21 protein-coding genes and 1 pseudogene are annotated in these 25,990 nt (G+C 55.2%); 14 read left to right on the top strand and 8 right to left on the bottom strand.

The features are described from left to right. The first annotated feature begins 29 nt into the window (after nt 1-29). From Q4B98_RS00335 to fucP, 9 genes are all read left to right on the top strand, one after another. The gene (locus Q4B98_RS00335; RefSeq protein WP_303194632.1) at nt 30-1,493 is read left to right on the top strand and encodes a cytosine permease; all 1,464 of its coding nucleotides are present in this window, start codon (nt 30-32) and stop codon (nt 1,491-1,493) included. Further along, complete coding sequence (locus tag Q4B98_RS00330) at nt 1,490-2,047, top strand: cysteine hydrolase family protein (RefSeq protein WP_303194630.1); 558 nt, start codon at nt 1,490-1,492, stop codon at nt 2,045-2,047. The genes Q4B98_RS00335 and Q4B98_RS00330 overlap by 4 nt, the downstream gene beginning before the upstream one ends. Nucleotides 2,048-2,139: 92 nt before the next feature. After that, nucleotides 2,140-3,069 carry a metal ABC transporter solute-binding protein, Zn/Mn family gene (locus tag Q4B98_RS00325; protein WP_303194628.1) on the top strand — a complete coding sequence of 310 codons (930 nt, stop codon included), beginning with the start codon at nt 2,140-2,142 and terminating at the stop codon, nt 3,067-3,069. A 4-nt stretch (nt 3,070-3,073) separates the two neighbouring features. Next, entirely contained in the window at nt 3,074-3,925 is an 852-nt protein-coding gene (locus tag Q4B98_RS00320) for a metal ABC transporter ATP-binding protein (RefSeq protein WP_303194626.1), read from the top strand. A gap of 1 nt (nt 3,926) precedes the next feature. Continuing rightward, complete coding sequence (locus Q4B98_RS00315) at nt 3,927-4,781, top strand: metal ABC transporter permease (RefSeq protein WP_303194625.1); 855 nt, start codon at nt 3,927-3,929, stop codon at nt 4,779-4,781. 593 nt (nt 4,782-5,374) lie between these two features. Further along, on the top strand, nt 5,375-7,162 hold the full coding sequence (locus Q4B98_RS00310; RefSeq protein ID WP_303194624.1) for an L-fucose isomerase: 1,788 nt from the start codon (nt 5,375-5,377) through the stop codon (nt 7,160-7,162). Between the two features lie 4 nt (nt 7,163-7,166). Beyond that, on the top strand, nt 7,167-8,684 hold the full coding sequence (locus Q4B98_RS00305; RefSeq protein WP_368492274.1) for a rhamnulokinase family protein: 1,518 nt from the start codon (nt 7,167-7,169) through the stop codon (nt 8,682-8,684). Between the two features lie 117 nt (nt 8,685-8,801). Then, nucleotides 8,802-9,230, top strand: coding sequence for an RbsD/FucU family protein (locus Q4B98_RS00300; protein ID WP_303194620.1), 429 nt, complete (start codon nt 8,802-8,804; stop codon nt 9,228-9,230). Nucleotides 9,231-9,279: 49 nt separating this feature from the next. Beyond that, nucleotides 9,280-10,539 carry an L-fucose:H+ symporter permease gene (gene fucP, locus Q4B98_RS00295; RefSeq protein ID WP_303194618.1) on the top strand — a complete coding sequence of 420 codons (1,260 nt, stop codon included), beginning with the start codon at nt 9,280-9,282 and terminating at the stop codon, nt 10,537-10,539. A 615-nt stretch (nt 10,540-11,154) separates the two neighbouring features. Here the strand turns inward: fucP and Q4B98_RS00290 are convergent. From Q4B98_RS00290 to Q4B98_RS00260, 7 genes and pseudogenes are all read right to left on the bottom strand, one after another. Next, nucleotides 11,155-11,826 carry a class II aldolase/adducin family protein gene (locus Q4B98_RS00290; protein ID WP_303194617.1) on the bottom strand — a complete coding sequence of 224 codons (672 nt, stop codon included), beginning with the start codon at nt 11,824-11,826 and terminating at the stop codon, nt 11,155-11,157. Between the two features lie 414 nt (nt 11,827-12,240). Next, nucleotides 12,241-15,276, bottom strand: a complete 3,036-nt coding sequence (locus Q4B98_RS00285; protein ID WP_303194616.1) for a cadherin-like beta sandwich domain-containing protein — start codon at nt 15,274-15,276, stop codon at nt 12,241-12,243. 473 nt (nt 15,277-15,749) lie between these two features. Further along, nucleotides 15,750-17,120 carry an alpha-L-fucosidase gene (locus tag Q4B98_RS00280; RefSeq protein ID WP_303194614.1) on the bottom strand — a complete coding sequence of 457 codons (1,371 nt, stop codon included), beginning with the start codon at nt 17,118-17,120 and terminating at the stop codon, nt 15,750-15,752. Nucleotides 17,121-17,205: 85 nt separating this feature from the next. Then, a complete protein-coding gene (locus tag Q4B98_RS00275; RefSeq protein ID WP_303194612.1) occupies nt 17,206-18,096 on the bottom strand; it encodes a carbohydrate ABC transporter permease in 891 nt (296 codons plus the stop codon). After that, nucleotides 18,093-18,809, bottom strand: coding sequence for a carbohydrate ABC transporter permease (locus Q4B98_RS00270; RefSeq protein ID WP_303195520.1), 717 nt, complete (start codon nt 18,807-18,809; stop codon nt 18,093-18,095). The genes Q4B98_RS00275 and Q4B98_RS00270 overlap by 4 nt, the downstream gene beginning before the upstream one ends. After that, a pseudogene (locus Q4B98_RS00265) lies at nt 18,773-19,049 on the bottom strand (sugar ABC transporter permease). The gene Q4B98_RS00270 and the pseudogene Q4B98_RS00265 overlap by 37 nt, the downstream one beginning before the upstream one ends. Before the next feature lie 84 nt (nt 19,050-19,133). Next, on the bottom strand, nt 19,134-20,360 hold the full coding sequence (locus tag Q4B98_RS00260) for an extracellular solute-binding protein (RefSeq protein ID WP_303194610.1): 1,227 nt from the start codon (nt 20,358-20,360) through the stop codon (nt 19,134-19,136). Nucleotides 20,361-20,726: 366 nt separating this feature from the next. On the opposite strand from Q4B98_RS00260, the gene Q4B98_RS00255 reads away from it, so the two are divergent. The 5 genes from Q4B98_RS00255 to Q4B98_RS00235 all read left to right on the top strand — a co-directional run bounded on the left by Q4B98_RS00255 (nt 20,727) and on the right by Q4B98_RS00235 (nt 24,764). Next, nucleotides 20,727-21,725 carry a LacI family DNA-binding transcriptional regulator gene (locus tag Q4B98_RS00255; RefSeq protein WP_303194608.1) on the top strand — a complete coding sequence of 333 codons (999 nt, stop codon included), beginning with the start codon at nt 20,727-20,729 and terminating at the stop codon, nt 21,723-21,725. 89 nt (nt 21,726-21,814) lie between these two features. Beyond that, entirely contained in the window at nt 21,815-22,741 is a 927-nt protein-coding gene (locus tag Q4B98_RS00250) for an ABC transporter substrate-binding protein (RefSeq protein ID WP_303194607.1), read from the top strand. A gap of 248 nt (nt 22,742-22,989) precedes the next feature. After that, the gene (locus Q4B98_RS00245; RefSeq protein WP_368492288.1) at nt 22,990-23,712 is read left to right on the top strand and encodes an amino acid ABC transporter permease; all 723 of its coding nucleotides are present in this window, start codon (nt 22,990-22,992) and stop codon (nt 23,710-23,712) included. A gap of 29 nt (nt 23,713-23,741) precedes the next feature. Continuing rightward, entirely contained in the window at nt 23,742-24,503 is a 762-nt protein-coding gene (locus tag Q4B98_RS00240) for an amino acid ABC transporter ATP-binding protein (RefSeq protein ID WP_303195516.1), read from the top strand. Between the two features lie 45 nt (nt 24,504-24,548). Next, nucleotides 24,549-24,764 (top strand): RNA-binding S4 domain-containing protein, encoded by a 216-nt coding sequence (locus tag Q4B98_RS00235; protein ID WP_303195514.1) that lies wholly within the window; start codon nt 24,549-24,551, stop codon nt 24,762-24,764. 117 nt (nt 24,765-24,881) lie between these two features. Here Q4B98_RS00235 and meaB read toward each other — a convergent pair whose 3' ends face one another. Further along, complete coding sequence (gene meaB, locus Q4B98_RS00230; RefSeq protein WP_303194605.1) at nt 24,882-25,928, bottom strand: methylmalonyl Co-A mutase-associated GTPase MeaB; 1,047 nt, start codon at nt 25,926-25,928, stop codon at nt 24,882-24,884. Nucleotides 25,929-25,990: the final 62 nt, after the last annotated feature.

Here is a 25,990-nt window from a genome sequence, read left to right as displayed (position 1 = left end):
GTCGCCGCGAACACTCGGAAGGACAGCTCATGACCCAAACCGCCCCCGAGCCGAGCGCGACGACGCGCAAGGGTATCGAGACGACCGGAATCGAAATCGTCGAGGAGTCTCAGCGGACTGCACACCCGAGGGACCTTTTCCTTCCTTGGTTCGCCTCGAATGTCTCCGTATTCGGGATGAGCTACGGCGCCTTCATGCTGGGGTTCGGGATATCTTTCTGGCAGGCCTTGGCAGCCACTCTCATCGGCGTCATTGTCTCTTTCGGCTTCTGCGGCATTATCGCCATCGCCGGTAAGCGGGGCTCAGCGCCGACGATGGTGCTCTCGAGGGCAGCTTTCGGCACCCAGGGCAACAAGATCCCCGGCGTCATTTCCTGGATGACCTCGATCGGCTGGGAGACTTCCCTGGCCATCACAGCTGTCCTTGCGACGACGACGATCTTCCATCGGCTGGGGTGGAGTTCCGGGAACTGGGTCAAGATCATCGCCACCATCGTTGTGGCTCTACTTATCGTGGGTGGTGCGGTCGCCGGCTACCACATCATCATGAAGCTCCAGGCCGTCCTAACATGGATCACCGGAATCCTGACTGTCATCTACCTCATCATGGCTGTCGGGCACATCGACTGGCACGCAGCCGCCTCACTGTCCTCGGCCTCTTTCCCAGCTTTCATTGGCGCACTCACCCTCATCATGACCAGCACGGGTCTGGGGTGGACAAACATCGCCGCTGACTGGTCGCGCTACCAATCGCGCACATCCTCCGGGTTCTCCATTGCGTTCTGGAATGTCTTCGGGGCGTCATTGCCACTGATTATCCTTATCACCGGTGGTCTGCTGCTCGCGGCGTCCTCCCACGATCTGTCTGACGCCATCGGAGCTGACCCTGTCGGCGCGCTGGCAACGATCCTGCCAACGTGGTTCCTCATTCCCTTCCTGCTGACCGCGATTCTGTCTCTGCTGGCCGGAGCGATTAATGGCATCTACTCCTCAGGGCTGACACTGCTCACCTTAGGTATTCACATTCCCCGCCCAGCTGCGTCCCTTATCGACGGGACGATACTTACCATCGGGACCCTCTATGTTGTCTTTGTGGCGCCGAACTTCATCTCCCCATTCCAGTCATTCCTCGTGACTTTGGGGGTGCCGCTGTCGGCCTGGACCGGGATCATGATGGCTGATATCACTCTTCGACGTCGGCCTTATGACGAGACCGATCTGTTCGACGGGTCCGGACGCTACGACCGCTTCGACCTCATCTCCATCGTCACTTTTGTCATTGTGACGGTCATCGGGTGGGGACTGGTCATCAACACCTATGAGGGAGTCAATTGGAACAACTGGCAGGGCTTTCTCCTCGGCCCTCTTGGTCTCGGCGGACGTGAGGGGGACTGGGCCAACGCCAACCTCGGCGTGCTTGGAGCTCTCGTTCTCGGCTATCTCGTCACCCTCGTTACTCGCCGTGGCAGGGTACATCGCCAGGAGTCACGATGAGCGAGCCATGGCTAGTCATCATCGACCCGCAGACGATCTTCGCCTCTCCTACCTCGCAGTGGGGGTCCCCAGCATTCCCCGACGTCATCGGGCCTATCAACCGGCTTGTCGAGGCTTACCACGGACACATCATCGTGACGAGGTGGATCCCTTCTGTCACTCATGAGGGGTCCTGGCACGATTATTTCCAGCGCTGGGCTTTTGCTGACCGGCCCGAGGATGACCCACTCTTCGATCTTGTCGAGGAGGCGCGAGCCTGGGTGGAGCGCCCTACTGTCGACATCACGACCTTCAGCAAGTGGGGTTCTCAGCTCTCTGCGATCACTGGAACCTATCCTCATCTTCTCCTCACCGGAGTTTCAACCGACTGCTGCGTCATCGCAACTGCGCTGGCGGCGACAGACGCTGGAGCCTGGGTAAAAATCGTCTCTGACGGCTGTGCTGGCTCCTCTCCGCAGAACCACGAGGCGGCTTTGACGGTGATGGATTTGTATTCTCCGCAAATCGAGATCCTCACCGCTTCCGAGGCCCTTTCTGGGATCCGTCGACGCTGAGGACTCCTTGTTTCTTTGGTCACCCTGGCTTGTTGATCTACCGTACGTAGACGACAATGGTTCTCACTTGCGTACTGGAAAGGGAACACTTTATGCATCGTCGTCTTCTAGCCATTGCAGCCATCAGCGCCTGCGCCTTGGGCATGGCTGGTTGCTCCGGCAACTCTGATTCCGGCTCATCGGCCTCGGGGGCTTCCTCGGCTGCCGCGACGGACAAGGTTGATATCGTCGCGTCGACCAACGTCTGGGGTTCGGTAGCCCAGAGCATTGGTGGGGACAAGGTCAACGTCCACTCTGTCATCAGCAACCCTGACCAAGACCCGCACGACTACGAGGCCACCGCCAAGGACAAGCTCGCCTTCTCAAAGGCCAAGATCGCCATCGCCAACGGTGGCGGCTATGACGATTGGGCACCCAAGCTCGTCGAGAGCACCGGCTCTAAGGCCACCCTCGTCGATGCCGTTGAAACCTCTGGTCTCAAGAAACCCGGACAAGAGGAATTCAACGAGCACGTTTTCTTCTCGATCGACAGCGCCCGCAAGGTTGCTAAGGTCGTCGAGTCCAACCTGGTCAAAGTATCGCCGGACAACAAAGCCACCTTCGAGTCGAACCTCAAGGACTTCGAGTCCACACTGGACGACCTCAAGGACCGCGCTGCCAAGGTCGGCGAAAAACATCCGAACAGCACCGCAATTGCCACCGAGCCGGTAGTTGGTTACCTACTCGACGACATGAAGATCAAGAACATCACCCCTGAGGAGTTCGTCGAGCAGTCCGAGACTGAAGCTGGCCCGTCGACCAAGGTCGTCCATGAAACCACCACGTTGATTGCCGACAAGAAGGCCTCCGTCCTGCTCGTCAACGGGCAGACCAGCGACGCCGTCACCAAAGAGCTTCAGAAGGCTGCAAAGAGCGCCGGAATCCAACAGGTCGGTGTCTGGGAGACCTTCCCAGAGGGTGTCGACACCTACCAGGGCTTCATCGACAAGGCCATCACCGACATTGACAAGGGCCTGGCCTGACCTCGTGACATCACATCTCTCTGTCAGCTCGGAGACGACGAGTATCGAGCCTGCCAGACTCACTGGAGCCAAGGTCGCCTTCGGGGACCGGGTGCTGTGGTCGGGACTCGATCTCGTCGTAGCACCCGGTGAGTTCATCGCCGTTCTCGGCCCCAACGGAGTTGGTAAAACTACCCTGCTGAGGGTCCTGCTCGGGCAGACTCCGCTAACGACCGGCACCGCCATGGTGGCCGGTCGTCCGGTGCGTCGTGGCTCGACCCACATCGGTTACATCCCGCAACAGCGCTCTTTGGAAACGACTGCCCCCATTCGCGGCCGCGATCTGGTGGGCATGGGAATTGACGGTCACAAGTGGGGATTCGGCTGGTTCAGCCGCTCTCGTCGCCGTCGCATTGATGACGCCATCGCTTCAGTAGGTGCCACTGCCTTCGCCGACGCCCCGCTGACTATGACTTCCGGAGGCGAGCAACAGCGCCTGCGCGTGGCTCAGGCCCTCGTCACCAATCCGGAGTTATTACTGTGCGATGAGCCGCTGTCCAGCCTCGACCTGCGCCACCAGCAGGAAGTCACCAAACTCATCGACAACGCACGGCGGACCCGAAATCTCGGCGTGCTTTTCGTCACCCACGAGATCAACCCAGTACTCCCCTACGTTGATCGGGTGGTCTACATCGCGGGCGGCAAGGTCCGTGTTGGCACTCCTGATGAGGTCCTGCGTTCCGAGGTCCTCACCGATCTCTACGGCTCTCCTGTCGAGGTCTTCCACCATGAAGGACGGATCATTGTGCTGGCCGACGACGAAAGACCGTCACATCTGCACGGACCACACATCACTGGGGACGAAGGGATGGTCTGACATGGATTTTTCCACCATCATCAACTTCGACAGCTTCACCCAGCTCGTTCCCTTGGTTCGCGGCTCGATCATCGCCGGACTCGTCCTCGGCGTTCTGGCCGGCCTCATCGGACCAATGATTCACGCCCGAGATCTGGCCTTTGCTATTCATGGCACTTCGGAGCTTTCCTTCGCGGGAGCTGCAGTGGCCTTGTTCTTCGGAGCCTCTGTCACTAAAGGTGCCGTGGTCGGATCGCTGGTGGCTGCCCTCATCCTGGGGCTGCTGGGGGTCAAAGCTGCCGAGCGCAATGCCTCCATTGGCATCATGCTGCCTTTCGGCATGGGTATTGGCGTGCTCTTCCTGAGTCTTTACAAGGGCAGATCGTCCAATAAGTTCGGCCTGCTGACCGGACAAATCGTCGCCGTCGACACCACCGAGCTGAGCACCCTGATCGCAGTCGCAATCTTCGTCGCCGTGTGTCTGGCCATTATATGGAGACCCTTGTTCTTCGCGTCCGTTGACCCCGAGGCTGCCAGGGCTCGCGGAGTACCCATGCGGTTCCTCTCGATTGTTTTCATGCTGCTTCTGGGCTTGACAACCGCCATGGCGGTACAGCTTGTCGGCGCCCTGTTGGTGCTGAGTTTGCTCATCACTCCAACCGCCGCCGCTGCCAAGGTCACGGCACATCCGGTGGCAATGTCTCTGCTATCCATTGTCTTCGCGACTGTCTCCGCTGTGGGCGGCATTCTGCTCTCTCTGGGGCCTGGCCTGCCAATCAGCCCTTATGTGACGACGGTGAGCTTCCTTATCTACCTGGTGTGCCTCATCGTTGGCACACTTCGTCAACGCCACGGTTGGAGCCGTCGAGCCGCCTGATTCGTCATTTCCATGCATGAGCCTGCCGACGACTTTTCTCGACCAGACGTTGTGCTGTCATCTCGACGTCACTGCGATGTCACCTAAGCGCGGTGAACTGGCGCGGTACGTCGTCGAGAGGATGATCCATGCACCGCGACGTGGCCTGAGACCTTGCGGCCACCGCGTGCGCCGCTGCCCTGATCTGCCCGTTGGCAACCAGACCTGCTTTCGCTGAACCGAACACAAATGCCATCGAGATGTGCATCAGGAACACTACAGCGCTAGCCACAGAGTCCAACGCCGTCAAGATCACCGATTCTGGCTGCGGATCGGCCTTCGCTCAACGTCACCGGCAAGATCGCGAATAACACGAGCTACGAGTCTGACACCGGCTAGGAGGACACAGGCCCCGCCACACTATTAACCCTCTACATCCCCATCTGTCTAAACCGGACACCCCAGAACTAGAAGTTCCACATGTCCCGTCTCTCCCGTGACGTTTAAGACATTCTGAGGTCTTGACACTGTCTGGGTGCGCTCCTATAGTGATGTTAGCGCTCACATAGACGTGGGTCCGGCAAAGACGCCATAATCAGGAAGGAATTGGTGTAATGTCATCGGAACTGGTTCTACACAGGTATCCCACGATCGGAATTCGACCGCTTATTGATGGGCGTCGTCGAGGTGTCCGGGAATCTCTCGAAGAAAAGACTATGAAACTCGCCCACGACGCGGCACACCTTATCGAGACCTCACTGGTTTATCCAGACGGCAGCCCAGTGCGAACTGTCATTTCCGCAACAACTATTGGGGGTGTTGCAGAATCAAAGGCTTGTAAGGAGCAGTTCCGCACCGAGAACGTTTGCGCGGATCTCACAGTCACCGCTTCGTGGAACTACGTTACTGAGGTTCTCGACCTCGACCCGTCGATCCCACACGCTATCTGGGGATTTAATGGCACCGAACGCCCAGGCGCCGTAACTCTGGCAGCAGCAACTGCTGCTTACAACATGCTGGGTGTCCCCTGCTTTGGAATCTATGGTCATGATGTCCAGGACGCCTCAGCTAGCGGGCTGACTGACGATGTCGTTGAGGAGATCCAGCGCTACGCTCGTGCAGCGATCGGCGTCGGCCTTATGAAGGGCCGCAGCTACCTAGCCATTGGAACCGTGGCCATGGGAATCGCAGGATGTCGTCCCCCAGAGCAGTTCCTGGCTGACTACCTCGGCATGAATACTGAATACATTGACATGATCGAGATCGATCGCCGTATCAATCAGGGCATCTTCGATCATGACGAATATGACAAGGCTCTCGCGTGGGCGCGCGAGAATCTCACCATAGGCGAGAACCGTAACCCTCAGAACAACCAAGTCTCACCGCAGGAATATGACGAGCAGTTCGAGTACTGCATCAAGATGATCCTCATCGCTCGTGATCTCATGCACGGTAACCCGAAACTAGCTGAGATGGGATGGTCTGAAGAGGCTGGCGGTCACGACGCCATCGCCGCCGGATTCCAAGGACAGCGCCAATGGACCGATTACAAACCCAATGGCGACATGATGGAAACCTTCCTCAACACTACCTTCGACTGGAACGGCAAGCATCCCGAGTCAGTCTTCGGTACTGAGGCTGACTCCGGCAATGCGCTATCAATGCTGTTTAACTCAGTGCTCACCCATCGCCCACAATTGTTCAGCGATGTACGAACCTATTGGAGTCCAGAAGCCGTTAAGAGGGTGACGGGGTACGAACTCACCGGGACTGCAGCCGGTGGCTTCATCGACCTTCGTAACTCCGGTGCCACCACCCTCAACGCAACGGGCAAGGAACGCGACGCCGACGGCGCACCAATAATTAAGCATTGGTGGGAGATCACCGACGAGGACATCAAGAACGACCTTGCCGCCACAACTTTCCACGCAGCCACCCATGAGTACTTCCCGGGCGGCGGGTTCTCAACCCACTTCGCTACCGAAGGTGGGATGCCCGTAACCGCTTCTCGTCTCAACTTTGTCGCAGGCCAGGGTCCGGTGCTCCAGATCGCTGAGGGCTGGACTATTGGTCTTCCGGACGAGGTGCGACGCGAGATCGAAGAACGCACTGACCCAACGTGGCCAACCACCTTCTTCGTGCCGAGAGTCACTGGCGAAGGTGCTTTCACCTCCGTGTATGACTGGATGGCCAATTGGGGTGCGAATCACACCGCTACCGGTTATGGACACTTTGGTGCAGACCTCATAACCCTGGCTTCAATGCTGAGGATTCCGGTCTACATGCATAACGTTCCTCGTGAAAAGATCTTCCGTCCAAAGTCGTGGGTCTCGTTTGGGACTTCCGACCTTGAAGGTGCTGATTTCCGCGCTTGCAAGAATTTCGGACCGATTTACCGGTGACGTTATGACGATGGATGTCAAGGGCCCTCATCGCCCCAGAAAGGCGGATGGACCTAAAATGGCGAGGGCATCGCGACCCGCTGCCCTCGCCTTCGACCTCGGATCAAGTTCGGTACGAGGGATTCTTGGGATTTTTGACGGGCAACGGATCACTACACGAGAAGTGTTGCGCGTTAACCACGAAGCCTGCAAGATGAACGGCCACCTAGTGTGGGATATAGGCCGTATTATGTCCGCCATCCACGAGGGGTTCGACTGTGCCACCGAAATGCTGGGACGACCCCCAGTAAGTATTGGCGTCGATACGTGGGGAGTCGATTACGGCCTCATCGACCATTCTGGGCATCTGCTTCGACCACCACGAGCTTATCGAGACACACGTATGTCGAAATATGCCGCTGAGGTTGATCGTCGGTTACCCCGTAGGACTGCCTGGGAAAGCACGGGAATCCAACCTCAGGAGATCAACACGACCTACCAGATCTTTGCTGATCTCGCTGAGCAACCGCAACTACGTCAGGCTGTTGCAACCGTACTGCCTATGCCCGATCTGGTCGCCTACCTACTAGGTGCCCCACCGGCGGTTGGACGGGCTATCGGCTCATCCACGGGGTTCGCCGTTCCCAGCGCCAGTCAGTGGTCCACTCCGGTCCTTGAGGCCCTTGACATTCCTCGTGAATGGTTGCCAGATCTGGTCCCGGAATCAACAATAGCCGGAACTACAGTTCACGGATCTCCCATCATCCATTGCGGCGGTCACGACACCGCTTGCGCGGTGCATGCCCTGGGCCTAGGAAAAAACGACGTCCGATTATTCCTGTCATGCGGTTCGTGGAGCCTCATGGGGGCAACAATCCCCAAGCCCTTGGTGACCGACGAAGCCCACGATGCGGGACTCACAAACGAGGTGCGCACCGACGGAGGAATCCGGATCTTACGCAACCTCACGGGTCTATGGCTCCTTCAGGAATGTCAACGTTACTGGAACGAAACTGCTATCACTAAACTATTAGCCGAGGCTCAAAATAGCTCTTCTTTAGGGGTAATTATCGATCCTGATGACGAGGCATTCGTGCGACCGGGGGGGATGCCGCTCAAAATAAGCAAGTGGTGTGATGAACACTACGGCGTTAAACCGCGCGACCGTGCTCAAATGGTTCGTCTGATCGTCGAGTCCCTGGCATGTGCTCACGCGGATGTCGTTAACTGCCTTGGCCGAGTTGTAGGTTCTCAGCTGGATTCTACAGACCCCATCATGGCCATGGGAGGCGGAATCCAAAACGGCATGCTTATGGCTGCCACCGCGTCGGCATGCCGCCGCCCAGTCATCACGACCGCGACCGAAGCAAGTTGCTTGGGAAACCTTTTGTGCCAGTTCGAGACGGCTGACTTCATCAAACCAAGCGACCGCACAAATGTTGTGGCCGCATCGATCGAGCAAAAGGTGATTGAGCCTGGTGATCCAGCACCCTTCGATGCTATGCGCGAAAAACTCCGAGAGGTGCTTCCAGTACAGCAATAGCGGCCATCGCGCACACCTTTACGACGGCTACGTGCATGACCCGTTCGTGATACAGCACTAGGGTCCGCAATCCACAAATCAAAAACACTAAATATATCACTCGAATTAGGAGCAACGATGCTTCGCAACATTCCGAAAACTCTGTCCCCCGATTTAGTTAAAGTCCTTATGCAGATGGGGCACGGTGACGAGATAGTTCTCGGTGACGCCAACTTTCCAGCCCATACCTACTCCGATCGAGTAGTCCGTGCAGACGGTTTAGGTATTCCAGATATTCTGCGCGACATCCTTACTCTGATGCCTCTGGACCGCTACTCGGATTACCAGGTTGGCCTCATGGCGACAGTCGGTAGCGATCCTCGTCCCGACATCTGGAACGTTTACGAGAAGATCTGGAATGAAGCTGAGACAGCGGCTGGCCCAGTCCACGTAAAGATGTTCGAACGTACCGAGTTTTACCGTCACACCAGGGAGGTGTATGCCGTATTAGTCACTGGCGAAACAGCCCTCTATGGAAATGTGATATTACGTAAAGGTGTTATCTGATGAAAAACATGTCGTCTATAGAACCCCCCCCCACTTCCTCAACAAAGGGATGCTGATTCCTTTCATTCTTCTCGTATGCTGTTTTGCGGCCTGGGGTATGTCGACAGATCTAACGGCTCCCCTTGTCAAGGTGTTCAAGTCGATTTTTTCGATGACTAACCTAGAATCATCCCTAGTGCAGTTCGCATACTATCTAGCATATTTCTGTTTGGCCATTCCAGCTGCCCTCATAAACAGCAGGATTGGTTACAAAGGTGGTGTCCTCATCGGACTCTCTCTGGCCGCCTGCGGGGCATTGCTGTTTATTCCTGCATCTAAGATGATGACGTATGGTGCATTCCTTGCGGCGCTGTTTGTTTTGGCTGGAGGATTATCTATTCTCGAAACGAGTGCTAACCCTTTTGTCATGGTAATGGGACCAGAAGACACGGCCACCCGTCGGCTGAACTTTGCCCAAGCCTTCAATCCAATTGGATCGAACCTTGGCGTGCTCATTGCGACCTTATTCATCTTACCCCGCGTTCATCCATTAAGTGCGGCCGAACGCGACTCTATGGGTCAACAAGAAATGCTCGCAATGCAAAGCGATCAACTTCAGGCTGTCATGTGGCCTTATGTTGGTCTCGGCATCCTATATATTGTACTAGCCCTTGGAATTTCTAGAATAAAGCTCACCGGGCGTGACGAAGGTGTTATCCAGAGTGGTCGCAAGGATCGCCTGCTCCGGCTCCTCGGCAACAAGAAATACAGTTTTGGCGTCGTCGCCCAGTTCTTTAACATTGCTGCGCAAACGTGTATTTGGACATACACATTACACTATGTCACTGAAGCACTTGGAGTATCTGACAAGGTTGCCGGATATTGGCTGCAAACAAGCCTTATCATCTTTCTCATTATGAGGTTCGCTATGGTGGCATTAATGGGGCGTTTTGATGCTCGGAAGCTTATGGTCACTATGTGCCTCATAGGTGTTTTCCTCGTCATCTTCGCGATGACTAGCGTTAACATCGCAGGAGCTGTCGCCATTGTTTTGCTATCAGGATGCATATCATTGCTGTTTCCCACCATCTACGGTGAAGCGTTAAAGGGACTGGGTCCGGACACCAAATTCGGCGCCGCAGGCTTAGTCATGGCCATTATCGGTGGAGCACTTATGCCTCCGGTTCAAGCGTGGGTACTAGATCATACTTCAGCGTCCTTCTCATATGTCGTGGTGGCTTTCTGTTTCGCTATCGTGGCAAGCTACGGCTGGTATACCTTGCGGCATGAACACCAAGCTATTTCAGCACATTGCAGCTCTTTGCAATGAAGGGTGCACTCAGGTAGCGGCCTCAGAAGTCACTATTCAAGACGTCGACTCTTTTAGGAAACTGCTAGCCTTCCAGGTCGCCAGGCTGTATGAGAGTGGTGTCACCACTGCGGAACCCGGGGAATGGTGACCTGCTAGCATGTCCGTGGCGTGATGACGGCCGACCGTGTTGCTACTGAGTTTTTTACGCTACCAATGCGGCAGATGTGGGTATATGTGAAATCGTGCACTGCTGATAACAGTCATGCGACCGTGACCATCAGGTAGCCCTGGCGCAAAACAGCATCAGCTTGGCTGGCTGCTCGACATCGCCCCAGGTACGGTCCAAGCAGCTGTTCATAACTTGCCATGCTGCCCGACTTCAGGCGTGACGCTGGGATCAAGGTGGTGGCCGACCGACGGATTCACCGGATACAAGAACACCCACCAATCTGCTCGCCGGCCGACAACAAACACACCTAAACAAGGTGTTATCTACCGATGACCACATGGAACACCGCGTATCAAGACACCGTCGCCGCCTACAACGCTTACGCCGAACAGCGTTTGGACTCGGTAACCTAGCCCCACCGTATCAACAGATCACTCATCGACGCAGACGGATTCAAACCCCATCTACGCCTCATCCTCATGCGGAGCCGACTGTCCATATCCCGTATCTCGAATCTTCATCGCTACTGCTTCAATCTGCGCGTCACTGAGAATCTTGGCAGGCCCGGATTGAGTAGTGCGAAGATAGAGTGAACATACCCATTCGAGTTCTTGGGCGCGAGTATATGCCGTATCGAGATCGGATCCAGCAACAACCGATCCATGGTTGCTCATGAGGGCGGCTGTGCGACCTTCCAGAGCCTTTGCTACATTTTGCGCAAGCTCAGTAGATCCATAAATGGCGTAATCAGCCACTCGCACATCCGAACCGCCAAACATACAAATGTAGTAATGAATGGCAGGGAGCTTTGTAACTCCGTCAAGACAAGCCACTGCCGTTGCAGCTGGCGAATGGGTATGCACAACGGCTTTCTCCCCGGTCACCCTCATAGCAGTCAGATGAAGACCCAGTTCACTAGCGGGCGCGAGAGGCCCATCAACCTCTTTTCCGGTACTGAAATCGACAACGGACACCAAATCAGGACGGATCTCGTCATAAGGGAGACCAGATGGGGTAATTGCCACAAGGTCACCTTGACGCACTGATACGTTTCCGGCAGTCGCGACTACTAATTTATCGGCAACCAGGCGAGCACATATATCACAGATGTTCTCACGTTCATTCTGGAGAAGCATAACATCCCCTTTGCAATCGCTTCCTCTACAGCTATCAATAGTCTTGCATGAAAACGATCCCATGTCAATGCTCGTAAATCTTCCTAAACATCACACTTAACATTCCATGCATCCGATTGCAAAACTATTATAAACTAACATCGCGTAGCCTTTGGCATAAATATATAAACCAAAACCGCTCATGTGACCACGACTATGCTTAACACGCCAGACCTCAATAAGCCAGTCCCCGCATGGAGCATATGCACTCCAGCGACAGGAATGCGCCTTGTGTGATGGGGGAAATGCTTCTCATGCGGCAAAAACAACACACCATTGCCAAAGTCAAGATAGCGTCGAAGCCTTCCACATGAACAGCCAGGTATGACAGCTTCCATCAGCGGAAGACCTCGACCCTACCCCAACACGGCCAACTCAACCAGCCACACCATCAATTGCGAAAGACGCTTCAGAGCCGGTGTTCGGCATGGCAACTGGCCAACTTCGTGATGGTTTTACCGCATATGATCGATTCTTCTGATTGACATTACCAGGCGCATCATGCCGTTTAGCCGGCGGGAACGTGTGCACAAAACTCACCTTCGCTCCTTGAGCTAACACAAACAGATCCGATGTGGGCTTTGCCGTTACATTTACAGTCTTCCCGGCAAGGTTTTTCACGACCTCACCAACACTAACCTCCTCACCATCATACTCATACGTCACGCCTTCAACTGCGGGAACTGTGAACGAGCCAGTTTGATCGTCCCATACTGGTTCGATTGGCGTAACGGCAGATGGCGACCCTTCTTCCGGATTGACTACTTTTTCTACCCCGGAAACCCAATACAGCAAACGCGCTTGCCCGCCGCCGACATTCGTCAACGTCACGTCACCAACACCATCTTCGCCATAAACTACATCCAGAGGTTTGGCTTCGAAGGTTTCCGGATCGACCAGCATAAGCTGCGCGTTCTCGTACGGCTGCTTCACTGTTACCTTGATATCCTGAGACGTTTGAGTAAAGCCACCGTTATCTGTACGCCGGGCAAGCGGACTCAGAGTCTTATCCACCCACTGCCCGCCAGAAATAGCTTTCGTTTCCGAAGTATCAGTGCTGCCCACGAGGCCATTAACGACCATAACTGCACGTACCGGATCAGTAGACTCCCCGAATACTCGATCACGCTTAGCCGCTGTAAGGCCAGGTACGGCATCAAAATAGCCAAGCACTACATCGCCGCTCTTTCCACTGTTAAGGCCGCCGCGATTGTTCGCCTTGACATCTTCTACGCCATACTTTGCAGCGACTTTACGCTCCGCCTCAGAGCCAAAATCTGCCAACTTATATCCCTCTTCAACTCCCGTCCCAGCACGTTTGTCATACTGGCCCGGTTTCACCGTTAGGAATTGATTATTCAATGCGGCAAGATAGTTACCGTAACCTCGCACATCCTTTAGCACCCTCGCCCACTCATAAAACTCGCGACGCGGGGCACCATCTGCATCAAAGAGAGTGGAGTAATCATACCCGTTCATCTCCATACGAAAAAGCCCTAGCCACTTTGCCCCTGCCGCCAAAGAGACCATTGGGATTACTGACTTTTGCGAATCAGAAACATTCGCATCAAAAGAATAATCGAGATATTGCCCCCACATAATCGGCTGCGAGCCATCGCCTGTTAGCCCCTCGCTAGCTACCTGACGATAGTTACGAAATTGAGTTGCCATATCCATCTTCGCAGGCGGATTTTGCGCACTAAGAATATGAGGGATCACATCAGCAGGATCCTCAGGCTGATAGTTAACCCCCCAACTGCCCGCAGTAGAGAAATAGTAGCGGTCCCAGGAAATCAAATCCGGTTTAGTTTGCTTTACATAGGAGCTCAGCGTATCATAGTTATACCATCCTTCATTAGACGCCTGGTTGGAATGAACCACAGCACCTGGGTAGTTTCGTTTACTCCAATCGAACCATTTCTCGAAATTATCCTGCTCTTCTTTGCTCCAGTTTCCTTCATCGCCATATTGAATATCGACCAGCGAATCAGCATGATCTTTCGCGGCAGTGCTAAGGAAATCATGCGGCTCTCCAGCACTGGTAATATTATTACCTGCAATAGGGGCTTTCGCGACCGCCCATGGAGTGCCTTTCCCGAGGTTATCCATCAGGGTGGCGTTAAATATTCCCTGATCCTCTACCGAATCACCTTTCATATATGGTTCTAGAAACTCATTTGGCCCGAGATTAGTGTTGTCATAAAACGCCGGAAAAAGCCCGCCAGCCTTATTAATCTCTTCGCCATTTACGGTGCCGCGGCCATACCCATCTGAGGGCATCCATGCTGGAAGTAAGATTCCGTATTGCATTGCTAGGGCCTGCGCACGGTTGACACCCCAGGTCTCTGCAACGCTCGCAGGATCAAAGTCGGTGTAACGGGATTCAAAATCCGCAGTTTCTGTTTCATCTTTTGGCCGCTGCCCGGAAGGCAACCCCCACACTTCCAGCTCATTAAATGTGTATTGAGATCCTTGCATGGGTCCAAATTCTGCGCCGTCTTTCTGGTTATTAAACCAGATATGTATTTCTTTGACTTTTTTGTATTCGCCAAAATCCCAGTACAGTAAACCGCCGGCGTCTTGGCGCATGGTTGCATGTTTAGCAATGACAGTAAACGGCTCATCATCACTAGCTCGCACAGCAATGTTCAGCGCGTCAGCTTCCCACCAATGCTTTGGCTGTCCTGCTGCTAATTGCCCGGCCCATTGGTCGATGCTTGCCCATGCGTTCACACGGTGAACCCACCGTGGCTGATCGAGCGTCAAGACAAACCCGGTGGTTGCCTGGCTTGGGTTATCGGTGATCCACATTTTACGCGGGGCACGTTTAATATCTTTGAGGGTGACGCCAGTTGTGAGATTTCCATCCACAAGCGCGCCTTCATCGGCGCTCTTCAACCCATTTACGTCCACATCTGCGGAAATCTTTTCGTTGCCACGGTAATCCGTTTGCAACTTTTTAACCGTAATGCGATATTCGTCAGATACGCCATTCAAACTAGCTGAAACACTAATGTCTGCACCATTACTCACGTTGATATCTGGGCCACGACCATTAGCGTCCGCACCTTTCCCGTTCATTTCGATAACGGCCCCGGGGACGCCAACTGCGCGTACCGAAACAGTATCGGTGTGATAATAAGCGTACGCACAATACTCGTGAACGCTGGGATCAAATTGCACAGGCTGAAACCGATCCTCGCAGCTCGCCAACGGCAGAATATCCGTGGAAAGCTCTTTAATCAGCGCGTCGCTAGATGACGCAGGACCATCCGGCTGGGCATATGCCGCGACCGGTAGGATAGTCAGCACGCTTGCTGTGAGAAGGCTAATCGCTGTCTTCTTCATCGTTGTTTCTCTTATCTTTGTAGGCTCATCGCAATTCTTATATCGGTCTTGCGATCTCATCATCAGCAAATACTTCTAACCCATCCCATGCCTCTAGAAGCTAGGCAATCAGACAGGCGCTCCATGGCCATGCAAGCTGTTCACACATCGACCCTCAAGCGAACCGCCCCATGGCACCCCATAAAGCACGCAGCATGAGCATCTGCGTACTTCAGTAACGCTTCACCAACGTATGGTGCCGACGGAGCGGCGTAGTCAGCTAACAAAACCGCGATCGAGAAATCCGACATGAACTGTTCGGGAAAAGTTCGCCCTAGAATCGCCACCACCGCCTTGCACATAACATGGACACGAGCGCACTGAGGCTGAGGTTAGGGCAGTATTCAGGAGCACCCATGCGGACCTCACTCGTCGTTTGATATCTCCCACACGGCAACTCAGCAGTAGTCGGATCAAGGATCATGACGTCGAGTCCGGGGCAGAGTGAACGGGCCATGACACCGATGTCAGAATCGCCAGCCACAAGACACCACCATTCAACGCTCGATGAGTTCTAGTCCGACCGCGTACTGCGTAGGAGATGAGGAAATGTCGATGACAGTGCGTCCTCCACTGACCCGGGTTTCGAGATCAGACCCGCCAAGCACACGGGCCAAGGCATACTCACCATCGACAATGAGACGATCCGGACTGACATTATTCTCATTAGCAACGCCCCACGCGAACAAATGCGAGTCTTTACTCGTGAGGTACCACTCAAGGTTGTCACCATGAGCCGTAATATCAGGATCCGCAGGCCGGGCAGCCATGATCCCTGTTCCGCAAACGTCCATCCACTCGCCAATCTCTCGGAGGCCTCGACGCACGGAGCCAGGCATATGGCCCGTGGCATCAGGGCCGATACCGAGCAGGTAATTGCCGCCTCTTGAGACAATTTTAATCAGGTTCGCAATGATCGAGCTGGTCGGCTTGACTGGGTCGTCGGGTGACAGCGAGCACCATTCCTTGGTCAGCGTCAGGCACGCTTCCCACGGATAGTCAAGGACGCCCTCTGGAACCTCTTGTTCCGGGGTTCGATAGTTCTCATGTGGGCCATGCACAGCCCGATCAACGACAATGATGCCGGGCTGCAACTCACGCGCTCGCGCTGCAATATCATCGATACCAATGGGTTCCTCAGGAGCACGGACCCAACCAGCATCAAGCCACAACACATTCATCGGACCGTAATGAGAGAGAATCTCAGTGATCTGATCCATGGTGAACTCGACGAAGCGCTGCCAGCGCTTCGGCTGACTTTCAATATCGTAATTGTGAAACCGATCATGAATCCGCTTAGATCGGTCCCAGTAACAGGGATGTGACCAATCAGCCTTGGAGAAATACGCGCCAGTTTCCAATCCAGCACCTCGGAAGGCGTCTACAACTTCCCTCAGAATGTCCCGACGCAGACCAGAAGACTCAGACGTAGCCTTGAAATTAGTATAGTCGGAGTCGTACATACAGAACCCGTCATGATGCTTCGTCGTAAAGATGCAGTATTTCATCCCAGCTCTGGCACAGGCTTCAGCCCATTCAGATGCATTAAAATCCTCACCGCGAAACGTTTTAGCTTGGTCGTAGTACCAGTCCTGATAACCGGCATCGTCGTTTGGGTCACCTGGAAACTGGCTCGACTTGTCGGTGAACCAGCCCAGATTGTCCCGATGCAGCGACCACGATCCTCCTTGGCCAATCGCCGAATAAATACCCCAGTGAATAATGACACCAAAGGTAAGATCCTGCCAATGCTTAAGATTCTTGACGACTAGAGGATCAGTCGGCCACTGGTACCCAAGGTCCTCCGACCCGCCGAGAGCTCCGGCAGCCTCCAGCCCGGCGGGGTCAAGATCTACATTGTCGGTCATATTTCACTTCCTTAACTATGCAAACACTGACTTAGAATCCCACGATTCACAATCACGACGTATGGACATGTGATATCGGTATTCCTCAAAACTTCAGTCCGCCTTCTTCAATACCACGGAAGAAATATCGCTGAGAGGCAAAGAACACCAGGAAAATCGGGATCACAGCGGTAATGGCACCAGCAAGCACAATTCGATAATCAGTTCCGAACGAGGACTGCAGCTGCGCAATTCCGATCATCATCGTGTAGTTAGAGGACGACTGCGTAATCAGTAGCGGCCACAGATAGTCTTGCCATGCGAAAATGAACGCTGTCAGTCCGACGACAACAAGCGACCCCTTGACTTGTGGCAAAAAGATAGTGAAGAACCTTCGCACTTCGCCTGCACCATCGATATAAGCAGCGTCCTCAATCTCATCCGGGATTCCAAGGAATGCTGCCCTCATAAGGAGCAAGTGGAACGGCCCAATCGCGCCGGGCAACCAAATACCGACAATCGTGTCGTAAAAACCGAGAGATCGAACCTGTGAATACAGCGACAGCATAATTGACTCAAAGGGGAAGATCAGAGCAGACAAGGCAATGGCCGTCACCACGCCTCGCCCCGGCCATCCTTTACGAGACAGCATGTATCCACCGACAGAGGAAAAAACCAAGGCTGACACGATATTGAGTCCACACACCGCGAATGAGTTACCAATATATCTCAAAATATCCGTGGTCCGGAGCAGCTCACCGAAGGCGTTGAGGGACCAATGTTGAGGGAACGCGGTCGCTCCTTTCCCATAAACCGGCTCTCCTGGACTCTTGAATGCGCCCAACAGAGGAATGAAAACCGGACCTACCAGAACGACAAGGACAACGACGAGAGCGATGTAGTGCCGGGCAAGTCCCCAGCCGTGATATTTCGACTTACTACGCGTACGTAACGTCGAGGTCGTGAGGGAATTAGTGGTTGTAGTCACAGGTATCACTCTTCTCCTGACCGGCGGTCAAGGATTTGACCGATAACGATGAAACCAACAGTCATAACAAAAAGGAAGACAGCGGACGCTGATCCTTCACCCAAAGAACCGTACGAGGGGTCTAGGCCAATATCACGGATATACATCGTCATTGTCGACGAACGACCACCGACACCACCGGTCCCGTTTGAGAGCAGCTGAACCTCGGTAAAAATCTTGAGACAGCCAATCGTTGATAGGGTCGAGACAAGGCCCATGATGATTTTCACGCCAGGAATTGTGACCGTGAAGAAAGACCTCACGGCACCCGCGCCATCGATAGCAGCCGCCTCGTAAAGGGATTTGTCAATATTGGCAAGCGCCGCCAGATACATCAACATGTAGTAGGGAATTCCAGACCACAAAGTGATAAGACACGACGAAATAATTAACCACCATCGCCCGGTAAGAAACGGTACCGGAGAGTCAATCAGCCCCGAGCCAACAAGAAAGTTATTGACCAAACCATTATCTTTGAGGATCGCACTCCATGCCAATGCAATGACCACTAGAGATGAGATAGCCGGCAGATAAAAGAGGGTGCGGAAAATGCCGATACCAGGGCAATGCTCTTTGACAAGCACACCGAGAAGCAGGGGCAGCATCGTCATGAATGGGACGACGATGATCGCGTAAACGATCGAATTCAGTACAGCGTTCCAAAAGACACTGTCTCCAAAAATGGTTGCATAGTTGTCGATTCCGACCCAGTTTCCCCCCTCACCTAACGGAGTTGTATCAGTAAAGGAAAGCCTAAGCGTATTAAGGAACGGGTACACATAGAAATAGATAACGAACAATAGCGGAATCCCGACCCATAGATAGGGGACCCATGGTTTTCGGAATCGTGCCGCTCCATTGACAACTTGTGCATGCTGATGGCGATGACCACCTGAACGCCGTACATCTCGACGATGAGACATGAAGAACCTTTTCGTATATAAGTTAGGGGTAATTTCCCGGTTTGGTGGCAGAGGGGCAATTGTGTCCCTCTGCCACCGGAAACATCACCGAGTCAGCTTCGCAACCATCTTGTTCATCTTGTCCTGGGCAGCATTCAGGGCATCCTGTGGTTTGACATCACCGGTAATGGCAAGATTCACATTGTCTGTCAACGCGGCGCTAACACCATGCGTAACGTAGAAATCAGGCATATAGGCTTCGGCATTAACTGCTTCCTTAGCGCAAATAACCCGAGCTTGAGCGAAAGCATCCTTTCCTTTTGCGTCACCTGCACTGGATGCCAATTCATTCAAGGCCTTCGTCGTCACCGGGAACACTGCCGCCGTATTCGTGTCGATGCCGTACTGAGCCCACGCTTTACCTTGCTCATCATCGGTAATGTACTCTGCGAAAGCGGCTGCGAGCGGAGCGTTCTTTGACTTCTTGGATACTGCGATGTATTGCCCCGAGAACAGCGGCTTAATACCGTCGTTGAGAGGCTCCGGGCCGACTCCGGTACGGGCATATGCCTGAGGAGCATTCTTTTGAATATTACGAAGGAAGGACGCGTTCGGAGTACCGAAGCCCAAGGTTCCTTCACCGTAGACCTTGGACTGATCGAGATCTCCAGTAACGGAATCCTTCGGAATTCCACCCTTGGCATACATCTCGGCCATCGTCGTCAGCCAGAGCAACGCATTGGGATCTGAAGCGAAAGTGAACTCCGTGAAGTCATCGTTCATGACTTTCACGCCGAGACCACGCCATTCCGCAAGCATATACCACGATGTGTTGCCATAGACGGCTTGTTTGCCCGCAGCGGTGATCTTCTTGGCAAAATCGAGGTACTCACTCATCGTCTTCGGCGGGGTCTCAGGATCGAGACCAGCAGCCTTGAAGATGTCCTTGTTATACGTCACAACAAATGGGCCGAAGTACCAGGGCAGCGCAGTCTTCTCGCCGTTCTTTCCGAGGCTAAGTTTGTCCCAGACTCCAGGAACGAATTTGTCCCCGATACCAGGAACTGATGTCTCAATATCGAGCAAGTAGTCCGCTTTCGACAAGGCCATGATTGTTGACGAAGGCACGTTGACGACGTCAGCCATGGTTCCATTTGAAGCCTGCGTCACCATCGTCGTGTCAAAGTCGTCAGTGCCTGGCAAGTCGGTCCACTTAATCGTGCAGCCGGAGTGTTTTTTCTCGAAATTCTTAATGAGTTCATTGAAAAAGTCGTCAAAGGTTCCTTTTAACCCCTGAGTCTGAAAGCTGATCTCACCGGACAATTTATTCAAGTCGAGTTTGGACGCTTTCGCTGGAGCAGGATCACCCCCCCCCGAGCTTTTCCCACATGCGGACAGCCCAAGGCCTGCAGTCAGCATGACCCCTAGACCGAGAGCACGGCGCCGCGAAATCGAAGGTGAATCTATCATGAGGACCCCCATTGGTCTCTAGGCTCACAGACGCGTGGCCCAATGTATGGACATCGACTCCTGCTGTGGAGTCAGCATGACTGTATCAGAAGATGTTAGCGCAAACAACCAGACACGAGACATCCTCGCGATCCATTGACCTGTGGCTTTTGCAATAATGAGCGCTGATCGTCGATCAACCTGATCGACACCGCTCACCAGTCCCGCCGAACACCTAAGTGAATAGCCTTGTCATCCAGAGCAACACTCAGCGACGTCGCCAAAGCGTGCGGTGTCTCCTCGCAAACTGTTTCCCGAGTGCTCAACGACAGCCCACTCGTGCGCGCAGAGACCAGAGCCAAGGTCCTGGCAGCCGTGGAGACGGTCGGCTACGAACCGAACCTCGCTGCCCGGGCCCTCGCTGTCGGCGGGTCGCGAGCGGTCGGAATTCTGCTGACGACCCATCTAACTCATGGCATGTCTGCAACATTTACTGCTCTCGTCGGTGCGCTGAAGGATCATAATCGGCCATTTGTTCTCGACACCGCAGTCGAGAACGATGAGGAATCCTTGCGAGCTGCTCTGGCTCGACTGCGCGGCTACAGCGTTCAGGCAACAATCTTGCTGGCACAACGGGTCGAAGCGGTTGCCATCGCATCCCAGCAAGGCCATGGGAACAAGTTGATCTCCGTCATTGCTGGGCACCCGGACTCTCCCAGCTCCCCAATAGTCGCTATCGATCAAGCGCTAGGAGCGCGCCTGGCCACCGAGCACCTTATTGAACAGGGGTACCGAGATCTCCTTCATGTCCCTGGCGATTTGGAATGGCAGGACGCATCAGAACGGCTTTCTTCATATATCAACGTCTGCCATGAGGCTGGCATTCAACCTTCCTGGGTACCAACCAATTCCTGGGGGGCCGAAGCAGGCGCAGCAGTGGCCGAAGAGCTTATCGCCGGGCACCTCCCTGACGCCGTTCTCGCTGGCAACGACGACATCGCCATTGGTATGTGCCACACGTTCCTCGCCCACGGTCTGAAGATTCCCGACGACATCGGCATTGTTGGATTCGACGACATTCCTCAAGCTCGCTGGATGACCCCCTCCCTCACTACCGTCGTACAGGACTTCGAAGCACTCGGACACCAAGCCGTCGAAGCCGCAGAGTCTCTCATTGCAGGACAGGCTCCACGGTCGTGCCAGATCTCCCCAACCCTGGCCGTAAGAGACTCGTCGCTGCGGCGCTGAGAGACATACGAATTTGATTTTATGCCACGTGATGCATAATTATGTATCTCGCGACGTCACCTGGCGCCGCAGCAGCGAAGGAACGTCACATGAAAACTCTGCGCCATGCCGCCGGTGCCGCCCTGGCCGTCTTTGCCCTTACCGTCAGCGGATGCACCCATGCTTCCGAAGAATCTGCGACTCCCAACGCGGAGTCCAGCAAGGCCGGCATCCCGTCGAATGCCCAGATCATCGACTCCATCAAGACTGATCCCAACATCGCAGCGATGGTTCCCGACGACATCAAGGAGTCCGGCACTCTCCGCAACGGCGCGGCTGCTAACTACGCCCCCGCTGAGTTCATCGACACTGACGGTTCGACTGTTGTGGGTTACGACGTCGACTACATCACTGCCGTTGGCAAGCTCATGGGACTCAAAGTGACGACCGCAAATGCTGCCTTCCCAACCCTTATCCCTGCCATCGGATCCAAGTACGACGTCAGCGTCTCCTCCTTCACCATCACTCCAGAGCGTCAGAAGCAGGTGACGATGACCTCCTACTTCAAGGCTGGGTTCTCGATGGCCGTCCCCAAGGGAAATCCTAAGAACATCTCCCCTGACGACCTCTGCGGCCTCTCCGTAGCTGTACAGACCGGCACCGCCCAAGAAACAGCTGCCCAGGAGAAGTCGAAGGAATGCACGAAGGCCGGTAAGAAGCCCATCGACCTGCTGTCCTACGCGTCTCAGTCCGACGCCACCACGAACGTCGTCGGTAACAAAGCCGATGTCCTCTACGCTGACTCGGTCATCACCGCCTACGCCATCAAGCAGACCTCCAAGCTCGAGGCTCTCGGCGGTATCACTGACGCCTCTAAGTTCGGCGTCGTCACCGCCAAGAATGATGGCGGCTTGTCGAAAGCCATCCAGGTCGCAACCCAGAAGCTCATCGACGACGGGACCATGAAGAAGCTGTTGTCCTCGTGGGGAACCGACGATGGTCTTATTGAGACCTCCGAGGTCAACCCTGAATCGTGATCGCAACCAACTGAAAGGCACTTACGGTGGCCAACCACCACGCCGACATTCCCAATCGCATTCGGGCTCGCGATGTCGCTCATCCGGGCACCTTGATCGCCGCTGTCATCGTCGCTCTTCTGGTGCTGATCTTCATCCACGGGCTCGTGACCAACCCCAACTACCAGTGGTCGGTAGTGTGGCTGTACCTGCGTGACGTCAAGGTCATTACCGGCATCGGCTACACCATTCTGCTGACCTTCGCGGCGATGGTGCTCGGAACCGCAGTAGCCCTCCTCATGGCCATCATGCGGCAATCGCGCAATCCAGTACTACGCGGTGTGTCATGGGCCTACATCTTCGTGTTCCGAGGGGTCCCGGTGTATACCCAGTTAGTCTTCTGGGGACTGCTCGCCGTGTTGTACCCGACCCTGTCCATCGGGGTGCCTTTTGGTGGCCCGCAATTCGCCAGCGTCGACACCGAAAAAGTCGTCACCGCACTGGCCGCCGCCATCATTGGTCTGGGCCTCAACGAAGGTGCCTATCTGGCCGAGATCATCCGTTCTGGATTGGAATCTGTCGATGCCGGACAGACAGAAGCCGCGAAAGCCCTGGGCATGAAACCATCCCTTATCATGCGCCGTATCATCATCCCCCAGGCGATGAGGGTGATTATCCCGCCGCTGGGCAACGAGACCATCGGAATGCTCAAAACAACCTCCCTGGTACTGGCAGTACCGTTCACCCTTGACCTGCAGTACGCCACGAATGCCATCGCGAATCGTATATATGCACCGATCCCGCTGCTCATCGTCGCCGCTTTCTGGTACCTCGTCATGACAAGTGTCCTGATGGTCGGCCAGCACTTCCTCGAACAGTACTTTGGACGTGGTTTCAACGGAAAGTCCTCGTCGAAGCGCCTACGTCGCCAAGCTGCCATTCAAGCAGCAGGCACCACGCACCAAAACATCGCCTTGGAGGTCGAGCAGTGAGCATATCCAGGTCTGCAGGCACCGAACCCATGGTGCGTATCAGAGGTCTGCACAAGGAATTCGGCCCTCTACACATCCTCAAAGGTATCGACCTCGACGTCGCCCCCGGCGAGGTGTGCGTTCTCCTCGGCCCTTCTGGTTCTGGCAAATCCACTCTGTTGCGCTGTATCAACCAGCTGGAGACCTTCGAAGCCGGCGAGATCTGGGTAGGTGGCGACCGAGTGGGCTACCAGCGGGATCCCCTGCCGGACGGACGTCTCAAGAGGCTGTCTGACAAGGCCATTGCGGCCCAACGGGCACGAGTCGGCATGGTCTTCCAGCGATTCAACCTCTTCCCTCACATGACGGCCCTGGGCAATGTCATGGAGGCCCCGACCAAGGTGTCGGGCCTGTCCAAAGAGGAGGCCAAGCCACTGGCTATGTCCCTATTGGAGCGGGTCGGGATGGCTGATCGCGCTGACCACTACCCCGCAGAACTCTCCGGCGGCCAACAACAGCGCGTTGCCATCGCCCGCGCCATGGCCATGAAGCCTGAACTCATGCTTTTTGACGAACCGACCTCAGCTCTCGACCCCGAACTTGTCGGCGAGGTCCTCAGCGTGCTCAAAGACCTTGCCCGAGAGGGTATGACGATGATCGTCGTCACCCACGAGATGGGATTCGCCCGAGAAGTCGCCGACCACGTGGTCTTCATGGACGGCGGGGTCGTCGTCGAGGCTGGAACTCCTGAGGAGGTCATCGATCATCCGAAGTCGGAACGCCTGCAAGGTTTTATCGAATCCGTGCTGTGAGGTGTCAGATCCAAGTGACACACTGACGCTGTGCATGACGACCAGATGATTAGACTCGGCCAGTACCTCAAGCTCGCCAATCTCGCCGACACCGGCGGTCAGGCTCGCGAACTCATCGCTTCGGGAATGGTCAGTGTCAACGGAGAAGTCGAGTCTCGCCGAGGACGCCAGCTCCATCCCGGTGACGAAGTGAGTGTCACCAGCGGGGGCCAGACCGTCACCGAGACCGTCGACCTCACCGAACCCGACGTCCCCTGGTAGCCGCGTAGAGTCCTTACGGAGCTGTCGGAGAGTATCTGGTTATCGGTGGTATCCGGTTACCAATGATCGTCACCGCCGGGAGCGCAACAGACCGTGGATCAGGTCGACGACGTACGATCAGGAACTGCTGCTCATCTCCCCCTGCGCCCACGGCAGGTTCGGGACAGCGCGCGCAAAAGCACGCAGGATCTGCTCGGCACCTTCCAAAGCATTGGTAGCTTCGGTGCCCATCCCCGCTTCAATCCGCTCAGCGACCTGCTGGACCGACGGATCAGTGTCCAAGGATTCGAGGATCTCGTTTCGGACCATGTTCCACAACCACTCGCGCTGCTGCTCAATACGACGCACCTGCAAGGAGCCGTCCTTCTCAAGGTAAGCGCGGTGGTCAACAATGGCCTGCCAAACGTCGTCGAGGCCATCCTTGGTGTACGAGGAGCAGGTCAGCACCGGGACGCGGCGCTTGTCAGCGTCGGAGGAGACGAGCTTCATGGCAATTGAGAGGTCACGGGCGGAAACGCGCGCGTTGCCGGCATTGTCACCGTCAGCCTTATTCACAGCGACAACGTCAGCCAACTCCAGAATGCCCTTCTTGATGCCCTGCAACTGGTCACCAGTACCGGCGATGGCGAGCATGAGGAAGGTGTCCACCATCCCAGCGACGGCAACCTCGGACTGCCCGACGCCGACAGTCTCAACGAGCACGACGTTGTAGCCAGCCGCCTCCATGACGATCATGGCCTCACGAGTGGCCCGGGCAACACCGCCCAGGTGGCCGCCAGAAGGCGAAGGGCGCACGAAAGCCTCGTCACGGTTGCACAGGTCCCCCATACGGGTGCGGTCGCCGAGGATCGAACCGCCGGTGCGAGTCGAGGACGGATCAACGGCCAGGACGGCAACCTTGTAGTTGAACTCGTCGATGAGCTTGGTCCCCATGGCATTGATGAATGTCGACTTACCGGCTCCCGGGACACCCGAGATTCCCACCCGGATGGCATCGCCGGTATGAGGAGCGAGCCGACGCAGCATGTCGCGCGCCTTTTCGCGATGTGCCGGTTTACTCGACTCCACCAGAGTCAGCGCTTTGGCAATGTGCTGGCGACTCCCGGCCAGGACTTGCTCAACCAGTTCGGAGACGTCGATCGGCATAATCACCATTTCCTTCATTGGGTGGGTATGTCTACCGTACCGCCCAGGGGCAACGTTCAGGGCCGAGAGCCAATACCCAG

Source organism: Cutibacterium sp. (assembly GCF_030525615.1).
GTDB lineage: Bacteria > Actinomycetota > Actinomycetes > Propionibacteriales > Propionibacteriaceae > Cutibacterium.
This window is presented reverse-complemented; position numbering and strand designations above follow the sequence as displayed.